At 67.1% G+C, this 8,241-nt stretch carries 7 protein-coding genes; 5 read left to right on the forward strand and 2 right to left on the reverse strand.

What is annotated here, in order from left to right:
- The first annotated feature begins 41 nt into the window (after positions 1-41).
- Positions 42-1,976, forward strand: coding sequence for an MFS transporter (locus DIE06_RS28315; RefSeq protein ID WP_124664232.1), 1,935 nt, complete (start codon positions 42-44; stop codon positions 1,974-1,976).
- Between the two features lie 264 nt (positions 1,977-2,240).
- Positions 2,241-3,341: a chorismate synthase gene (gene aroC, locus DIE06_RS28320; RefSeq protein WP_124664233.1), complete on the forward strand. Its 1,101-nt coding sequence runs from the start codon at positions 2,241-2,243 to the stop codon at positions 3,339-3,341.
- A gap of 69 nt (positions 3,342-3,410) precedes the next feature.
- Here the strand turns inward: aroC and DIE06_RS28325 are convergent, their stop codons facing one another.
- Entirely contained in the window at positions 3,411-4,481 is a 1,071-nt protein-coding gene (locus tag DIE06_RS28325; RefSeq protein ID WP_124664234.1) for a LacI family DNA-binding transcriptional regulator, read from the reverse strand.
- A gap of 238 nt (positions 4,482-4,719) precedes the next feature.
- On the opposite strand from DIE06_RS28325, the gene rbsK reads away from it, so the two are divergent.
- The 3 genes from rbsK to DIE06_RS28340 all read left to right on the forward strand — a co-directional run bounded on the left by rbsK (position 4,720) and on the right by DIE06_RS28340 (position 8,023).
- Positions 4,720-5,649 (forward strand): ribokinase, encoded by a 930-nt coding sequence (gene rbsK / locus DIE06_RS28330; protein ID WP_124664235.1) that lies wholly within the window; start codon positions 4,720-4,722, stop codon positions 5,647-5,649.
- A gap of 61 nt (positions 5,650-5,710) precedes the next feature.
- Positions 5,711-7,030 (forward strand): MFS transporter, encoded by a 1,320-nt coding sequence (locus DIE06_RS28335; RefSeq protein WP_124664236.1) that lies wholly within the window; start codon positions 5,711-5,713, stop codon positions 7,028-7,030.
- 45 nt (positions 7,031-7,075) lie between these two features.
- Positions 7,076-8,023, forward strand: a complete 948-nt coding sequence (locus DIE06_RS28340; RefSeq protein WP_124664237.1) for a dihydrodipicolinate synthase family protein — start codon at positions 7,076-7,078, stop codon at positions 8,021-8,023.
- 113 nt (positions 8,024-8,136) lie between these two features.
- Here DIE06_RS28340 and DIE06_RS28345 read toward each other — a convergent pair.
- Positions 8,137-8,241, reverse strand: a 105-nt coding sequence (locus tag DIE06_RS28345; protein WP_141667388.1) for a 4Fe-4S dicluster domain-containing protein, incomplete at its 5' end; no start/stop codon positions are given.

The following is an 8,241-nucleotide window of genomic DNA, read 5'->3' on the forward strand; positions in this document are numbered from 1 at the left end:
GGCCCGCGCAGCTTCGCCCAGACGATGCGCGCGTATTCCGCATGAGCGATCACACGCAAGTCTCTTCCGCGTCGCGCGGCGAACGGCGCGCCCACGCGTCGCAGTTCGACCTGTTGCGCCAGCGCCGTTTCGCGCCGTTCTTCACGACCCAGTTCCTGGGGGCGCTGAACGACAACGTGTTCAAGATCGGGTTCACGTCGCTCGTGACCTATCACACCGCGCGCTTTTCCGGCGTCGACGCGAAGACGGCCGCGTTCCTGATTTCCGCGATCTTCATCCTGCCGTTCGTGCTGTTCTCGGCCACCTCCGGCCAGATCGCCGACAAATACGACAAGGCGACGCTCACGCGCTTCGTGAAGACCTTCGAGATCGTGCTGATGCTGGTCGGCGCGGCCGGTTTCGTCACGCACAGCGCGACGCTGCTGTACCTGTGCACGTTCATGATGGGGATGCACTCGACGCTGTTCGGCCCCGTCAAGTATTCGTACCTGCCGCAGCATCTCGGCGACCATGAACTGGTTGGCGGCAACGGCCTCGTCGAGATGGGCACGTTCATCGCGATCCTGATCGGCACGATCATCGGTGGTGCTGCCGCGGGTATCGAGGGCAGCGGCGAGCGCGTGCTCGCCGTCAGCGTCGTGGTCATTGCGCTCGCGGGGCGGCTCGTCGCGCAACGCGTGCCGCCGACACCGGCGCCGCAGCCCGATCTCGTGATCAACTGGAACCCGTTCAGCGAAACGTGGCGCAACCTCGGGCTCGCGCGACAGAACCGCACCGTGTTCCTGAGCCTGCTGGGCATCTCGTGGCTGTGGTTCGTCGGCGCGACGTTTCTCACGTCGTTCTTCAATTTCGCGAAGGATGTGCTGTCCGCGAGCCCCGACGTCGTCACGGTCCTGCTCGCGACATTCTCGGTCGGGATCGGCCTCGGCTCGCTGCTGTGCGAGCGGCTGTCGCAGCGGCGCGTCGAGATTGGCCTCGTGCCGCTCGGCTCGATCGGCATCAGCGTGTTCGCGATCGAGCTGTATTTCGCGAGCCGCGCGCTGCCGTCGCCCGGGCATCTGCTGTCGGTCGGGGAATTCCTGGCCGGCGGGCGCCACTGGCGCATCCTGGCCGACCTGTTCCTGCTCGCGATGTTCGGCGGCTTCTACAGCGTGCCGCTGTATGCGCTGATCCAGAGCCGCAGCGCGCCGACCCATCGTGCGCGGATCATCGCCGCGAACAACATCCTGAACGCGCTGTTCATGATCCTGTCGGCGCTGATGGCGATGGGGCTGACCAAGGCCGGTGTCGACATCCCGGGCCTGTTCCTCGTCACCGCGCTGCTGAACGTCGTGGTCGCGACATACATCTACCTGCTCGTCCCCGAGTTCCTGCTGCGCTTCGTCGCATGGGTGCTGGTGCACACGTTCTACCGGATTCGCCTCGTGCATGCGGAGCGGATCCCGGAAGAGGGCGCGGCCGTGCTCGTGTGCAACCACGTGAGCTACGTCGATGCGCTCGTGCTGGCGGCCGCGAGCCCGCGGCCGATCCGGTTCGTGATGGATCACCGGATCTTCAAGACGCGCTTCGCGAGCTGGGTGTTCCGGCATGCGAAGGCGATCCCGATCGCGCCGCGCCACGAGGATCCCGACATGCTCGCGCGTGCGTACGACGCATGCGAGGCCGCACTGAAGGAAGGCGAGCTCGTGTGCATCTTCCCGGAAGGCAAGCTGACCAAGACGGGCGACATCAACACGTTCCACCACGGCATCACCGAGATCCTGGGCCGCACGCCGGCGCCCGTGATTCCGATGGCGCTGCGCGGGCTGTGGGGCAGCTATTTCTCCCGTCACGGCGATGCGCGCATGCCGCGACCCATCAAGCGCGGCGTGATGAGCCGGCTGACGCTCGCGGTCGGCGAGCCGATGCCGGCCTCGGTCGCGACACCCGAGGCGCTGCAGGCTGCGGTGACCGAACTGCGCGGCTTGCGCAAGTAAGCGGGCGGCCCCGGCGGCATCGTGCCGGGCGGTGGTGGCCGCCGCGAATCGGCCCGTTCGGCCGGAACGGCGCGGGTCGACGACCGCCGCGCCGGGCCGTATTCATCGCAGGCCCGTGTGGTCTGAACGGTTCACGCGGCCCGCGGGTCCCGGACGGCTGGCATAATAGCGGTTTACCCCTTTTTCTCGACCGGCAAACGATCGACCTGCCTGCGGCCCCGGCAGCGCATCGGTTTGCGCCATTTCTATTTGGGCGGTTCCATCATGTCCGGCAATACTCTCGGCACGCTTTTCACTGTCACGACCTTCGGCGAATCGCACGGTCCCGCGATCGGCTGCGTGATCGACGGCTGCCCGCCGGGAATGGGGCTGACCGAAGCCGATATCCAGGTCGAGCTCGATCGCCGCAAGCCCGGCACGTCGCGACACGTGACGCAGCGCCAGGAGGCCGACGAGGTCGAGATTCTCTCAGGCGTGTTCGAAGGCGTGACGACCGGCACGCCGATCGCGCTGCTGATTCGCAACACCGACCAGCGCAGCAAGGACTACGGCAACATCGTCGAGACGTTCCGCCCCGGCCATGCCGACTATACCTACTGGCAGAAATACGGCATCCGCGACTACCGCGGCGGCGGTCGCTCGTCCGCACGCCTGACCGCGCCGATCGTTGGCGCGGGCGCGGTCGCGAAGAAGTGGCTGCGCGAGCGCTTCGGCGTCGAAGTGCACGGCTACATGAGCGGTCTCGGCGAGATCGACGTGCCGTTCGTCGACTGGTCGCACGTCCGCGAGAACCCGTTCTTCTCCCCGAACGCGGCGATCGTTCCGGAGCTGGAAGCCTACATGGATGCGCTGCGCAAGGATGGCGATTCGATCGGCGCGCGCATCGACGTCGTCGCGTCGGGCGTGCCGGTCGGCTGGGGCGAGCCGGTATTCGACCGTCTCGATGCGGACATCGCGAAGGCGATGATGAGCATCAACGCGGTGAAGGGCGTCGAGATCGGCGCGGGCTTCGGCAGCGTCGCGCAGCGCGGCTCGGTGCACGGCGACGAACTGACGCCGGCCGGCTTCGTCGGCAACCATGCGGGCGGGGTGCTCGGCGGGATTTCGACCGGGCAGGACATCACGGTGTCGATCGCGATCAAGCCGACGTCGAGCATCCGCACGCCGCGCCGTTCGATCACGAAGGCCGGCGAGGAGGCAACGGTCGAAACCTTCGGCCGCCACGACCCGTGCGTCGGCATTCGCGCGACGCCGATCGCCGAGTCGATGCTCGCACTGGTGCTGATCGACCATGCGCTGCGCCATCGCGCACAGTGCGGCGACGTCGAGACGTCGACGCCGAAGATCTCGGGCAGCGCGACCTGATGCAACGGGGCCGGCAATCGCCGGTTCGACCGATTCGATGCGAAACGGGGCGCCTGAGGCGCCCCGTTTTCATTGGGCCGCCGAATCCGGCGGCGCGGCCGATTCGCGCACCCGCAGCTCCGGCAGTACCGCGCAACCGGGCCCGGCTGCACCGTCCTCGAGTGCGTCGAGCAACGCGCGGGCGGCCTTGCGGCCGATCGCATCGGTGTCGACCCACATCGTCGTCAGCGCCGGCCGGATTTCGCGAGCCAGCGCGACATCGTCGAATCCGGTGATCGACAGCTGCGAGGGCACGTCGATGCCCAGTGCCTGGGCCTCGAGCAGCGCGCCGAGCGCGAGTGCGTCGTTGCCGCAGATCACGGCCGTCGGGCGCGTTGCACCGCTGTCGGCAATCGCGCGCAGGCTCGCCCGCCCGAACGCGATCGTGGCCGGGCCCTCGTGCTGGTGGATCGGCCTGACCGCCAGCCCGCGCGCGGCGAGCGTGTCGTGAATGCCGCGCAGGCGGGCCTGCACGCGGTCGTTGTCCGCCGAAGGCTGCATGATGATCGCGAAATCGCGATGCCCGAGCTCGAGCAGGTGGGTGGTCAGCCGTGCGAATGCCGCGCGGTTGTCGAAGCCGATGCAGCAGTGCGGGCTGTCGTCGCGGTAAGCATAGGTGATGACATACGGCACCCGATGCAGATCGAGCAGTTCGAATACTTCCGGCGGATACGCTTCACCGACCAGCGACACGGCTTCGACGCCGCGCGACAGCATCGCGCGCACCTGCGCGAGCGCCTGCGCCGGATCGTAATTCGAGCAGCCCAGGAACAGGGTGATGCCGTGCTCGGCCATGACCGCCTGCATGCCCGCTACCTGCGACGCGAACACCTGGTCGTCGAGCGTCGGGATGATCGCCCCCGTGATGTGGGTACGCGTGGAGGCGAGTGCGCGGCCGGCTGCGTTGGGAATCCAGTTCAGCGCACGTGCGGCGTCGCGCACGCGCTGCTGCACGTCGGCCGAGACCTTGCCGGGATCGTTGTAGACGCGCGAAACGGTCGCGGTCGACACGCCGGCGAGTTTCGCGACATCCCCGAGCACCGACCGGCCGCTGCCGCGGCGTGCGCGGGCCGCACCGCCGCCGGATGGAGGCGTACTCATCGGTCATCCCCGGGCGCGGCGGTCCCGCTGGCGCCGCGCGTTGTCAAAAACGGCATCGTTTACCCTCGATTCGTCGTGGCCGCGCTTGCATTCCCGGTCTCGCCTGTGAGAATGTAAGCGCTATCTTGATGCTACTCCGTATTATGTCAGACACAGGTTTCAGCCGCATTGTGAAGTTTTCGTCGACGACGGCCTTTCGGGCCATTTTGTCCGTCGCAAATGTAAGCGGTTACATTTAATGATGACCAGCGCAAAACCACCCCGAATCGCGGTCGTCGGCAGCCTCAACGTCGACCTCGTCACGCATGCGCCGCGGCTACCCGTGCCGGGCGAAACGCTGCTCGGCACTTCGTTCCAGACCGTCCACGGCGGCAAGGGGGCGAACCAGGCGGTGGCCGCCGCGCGCCTCGGTGCGTCGGTCGCGATGATCGGCTGCGTCGGCAACGATGCGTTCGGCGCACGTCTGCACGATGCGCTGGCGGCGGAGCGCATCGACGTGACGCACCTGCACCGGATCGACGATGAGCCAACCGGGGTCGCGACGATCACGGTCGATGCGCACGGGGCGAACAGCATCGTCGTCGTGCCCGGTGCAAACGCGCGCCTCGATGCCGAATTGATCGATGGGGCGCGTGACGCGATCGCCGGCGCGGCGCTGATGGTGTGCCAGCTCGAGGTGCCGATCGAGACCGTCGCGCGCGCCATCGGCAGTGCGATTGCACATCACACGCCGGTGCTGCTCAATCCGGCGCCCGCACGGCCTCTGTTCGACGCATTGCTGGCCCGCATCGACTACCTCGTCGTCAACGAAACGGAAGCGGAGTCGCTGACCGGCATTGCCGTCGACGACGATGCCTCGGCGGTGCAGGCCGCCGAAGCGCTGCGCGCGAAGGGTGTCGGCAACGTGCTGGTCACGCTGGGCGCGCGCGGCGTCTGCTGGCGCGGAAGTGCAGGGAACGGCCGGCATCGGGCGATGGCGGTGGTCGCCGTCGATACGACGGCGGCCGGCGACACCTTCGTGGGCGGCTTCGCGGCCGCCCGTGCGAGCGGTGCGTCGATGGACGACGCGATCGCGTTCGGACAGCGTGCGGCCGCGATCAGCGTCACGCGCTACGGCGCACAGACGTCGATTCCGACACGCGAAGAAGTGGAGCGTGGGGCCGCCTAGATTCCGCGACGACGGAAATAACCGAGGCCCGGCAACCATTCAGGACATGGAGACAAACGCAATGGACGAGAATCAAGCTATTCCGACTGCGCCGCCACGTATCCGGCGCGGACAACGTATCGCGCTCGCGCTGCTGATGGCGAGCGGGATCGTCAACTATCTCGACCGCGGCACGCTGGCCGTCGCGAGTTCGGCGATCCGGAGTGATCTCGGGCTGTCGCTCTCGCAGATGGGGTTGCTGCTGTCGGCATTCTCATGGAGCTATGCGCTGTGCCAATTCCCGGTCGGCGGACTCGTCGATCGCATCGGACCGCGCCGGCTGCTCGGCATCGGGCTGATCGTCTGGTCGTTCGCGCAGGCCGCGGGCGGTCTCGTGTCCACCTTCGGCTGGTTCATCGTCGCGCGCATCGTGCTCGGCATCGGTGAGGCGCCGCAGTTCCCGTCGGCGGCGCGGGTGGTGAGCAACTGGTTTCCGTTGCGTGCACGCGGTATGCCGACCGGGATCTTCAACGCGGCGTCGCCGCTCGGCACCGCGCTCGCCCCGTTGTTGCTGGCGGTGCTCGTCGCATCGTTCAACTGGCGCTGGGCATTCGTCGTGACGGGGGCGCTCGGCCTCGTCGTCGCCGTCGTCTGGTTTGCGCTGTACCGCGATCCGGCACGCGCGCAATTGACTGCGGCGGAACGAGGGTATCTCGATGCCGATGCGCAGACTGCTGTCGCGATGCCGAAACTGACCTTCGCCGACTGGCGCAGCCTGTTCTCGCACGGCACGACCTGGGGCATGCTGATCGGATTCTTCGGTTCCGTGTATCTGAACTGGGTCTACCTGACCTGGCTGCCGGGGTACCTGACGATGGAGCGTCACATGAGCCTCATTCGCACCGGGTTTGCGGCATCCGTGCCGTTCCTGTGCGGGTTCGTCGGCTCGCTCGTTGCCGGCTGGCTCTCGGATCTGGTGACGCGCCGCAGCCGCTCGCCGGTCGTGAGCCGGCGCAATGCCGTGGTCGTCGCGATGCTCGGGATGGTCGCGTTCACGATTCCGGCCGCGCTCGTGCAGAGCAACACGGTCGCGCTCGCATGCATTTCTGTCGTGATCTTTCTCGCCAACGCGGCATCGGCGTGTTCGTGGGCGCTCGCGACGGCGGCCGCGCCGCCGAGCCGTGTCGCATCGCTCGGCGCGATCCAGAATTTCGGCGGTTTCATCGGCGGTGCGCTCGCGCCGATCCTGACGGGTGTCATCGCGCAGAAGTGGTCGTTCGTGCCGGCGCTGCTGACGGCGGCGGCAATCGCCTTCGCCGGCGCGATGGCTTACCTGCTGCTGGTGCGCAAGCCGATTCCCGAGCAGTCCGCGCGCGCCGCGTCCGGACCGCTGCCGGCCTGAGTACGTCGGCGACATCCCTGTATTCACTGAAGGAAGGAGAAACAGATGCAACCACATCAGCAATCGACCGCGACCATCGAGGGGATCGTGCCGGTGATGCTGACGCCGTTCGACGACGCCGGCGCGATCGACTACGCGGGCCTCGAGCGACTCATCGAATGGTATCTGGCGCACGGCTCGGATGCGCTGTTCGCGGTCGCGCAATCGAGCGAGATGCAATTCCTGAGCCTGGCCGAACGTGCGGAACTCGCGCGTTTCGTGGTCGAGCGGGTGGCCGGGCGCGTACCCGTCGTCGCGTCCGGCCATATCAGCGAAGATCTGGATGCGCAGGTCGCCGAGCTGCGTGCCGCGGCGGAATCGGGGGCGCAAGGCGTCGTGCTCGTGACCAACCGTCTCGATCCGCAGCGCAAAGGCAGCGCCGCGTTTCTCGACCATCTTCACAAGTTGCTCGCGCGATTGCCGTCTGATTTGCCGCTCGGCTTGTACGAATGTCCGGCGCCTTATCGGCGACTGCTGTCTGATGACGAACTGCTCGCGTGCATCGATACGGGCCGCTTCGTGATGTTGAAGGACGTGAGTTGTGATCTGGAGACGGTGAAGCGACGCGTCGCACTCGCCGCCGGGTCGCCGCTGAAGATCCTGAATGCGAACGCCGCGATCGCATGGGATGCGATGAAGGCGGGTTCGGCCGGCTTCAACGGCGTGTTCACCAACTTCCATCCCGATCTGTATCGATGGTTGCGCACGCAGGGCGACTCGGATCCGGCGTTTGCCGACGAGTTGTCGACGTTCCTGGTGCTCTCGGCGGTGTCGGAAGCGCTTGGCTACCCGGCGCTCGCGAAGATCTATCATCAACGGATCGGCACGTTCGGATCGATTCGTTGCCGCGCGATCGACTACGACGTGCGCGAACGGTTCTGGGCGCTCGACGCGGTGCTCGACAAGATCGTTTCCGGTACCGAGCATTTCCGTCGGCGGATCGCGGCGCGTTAGCGCGGGGCAGTGCGGCGCGCGGTGCATGAACCGCGCGCGCTCCGCAGGGCAGGGTGGCGTCGAATGCCGAACGGACGAAAAAAACGCCGCGCGAGGCGGCGTTTTCCGTCAGGTTACATGTTCGGGTAATTCGGCCCGCCGCCGCCTTCCGGCGTGACCCACACGATGTTCTGCGTCGGGTCCTTGATGTCGCAGGTCTTGCAGTGCACGCAGTTCTG

Source organism: Burkholderia sp. Bp8998 (genome assembly GCF_003854235.1).
Classification (GTDB): Bacteria; Pseudomonadota; Gammaproteobacteria; order Burkholderiales; family Burkholderiaceae; genus Burkholderia.

Excerpts from the sequence above, each read along its gene's own strand:
- DIE06_RS28325 (WP_124664234.1), bottom strand. The coding sequence starts at position 4,481 with ATGAGTACGCCTCCATCCGGCGGCGGTGCGGCCCGCGCACGCCGCGGC.
- DIE06_RS28315 (WP_124664232.1), top strand. The coding sequence starts at position 42 with ATGAGCGATCACACGCAAGTCTCTTCCGCGTCGCGCGGCGAACGGCGC.
- DIE06_RS28340 (WP_124664237.1), top strand. The coding sequence starts at position 7,076 with ATGCAACCACATCAGCAATCGACCGCGACCATCGAGGGGATCGTGCCG.
- DIE06_RS28335 (WP_124664236.1), top strand. The coding sequence starts at position 5,711 with ATGGACGAGAATCAAGCTATTCCGACTGCGCCGCCACGTATCCGGCGC.
- rbsK (WP_124664235.1), top strand. The coding sequence starts at position 4,720 with ATGATGACCAGCGCAAAACCACCCCGAATCGCGGTCGTCGGCAGCCTC.
- aroC (WP_124664233.1), top strand. The coding sequence starts at position 2,241 with ATGTCCGGCAATACTCTCGGCACGCTTTTCACTGTCACGACCTTCGGC.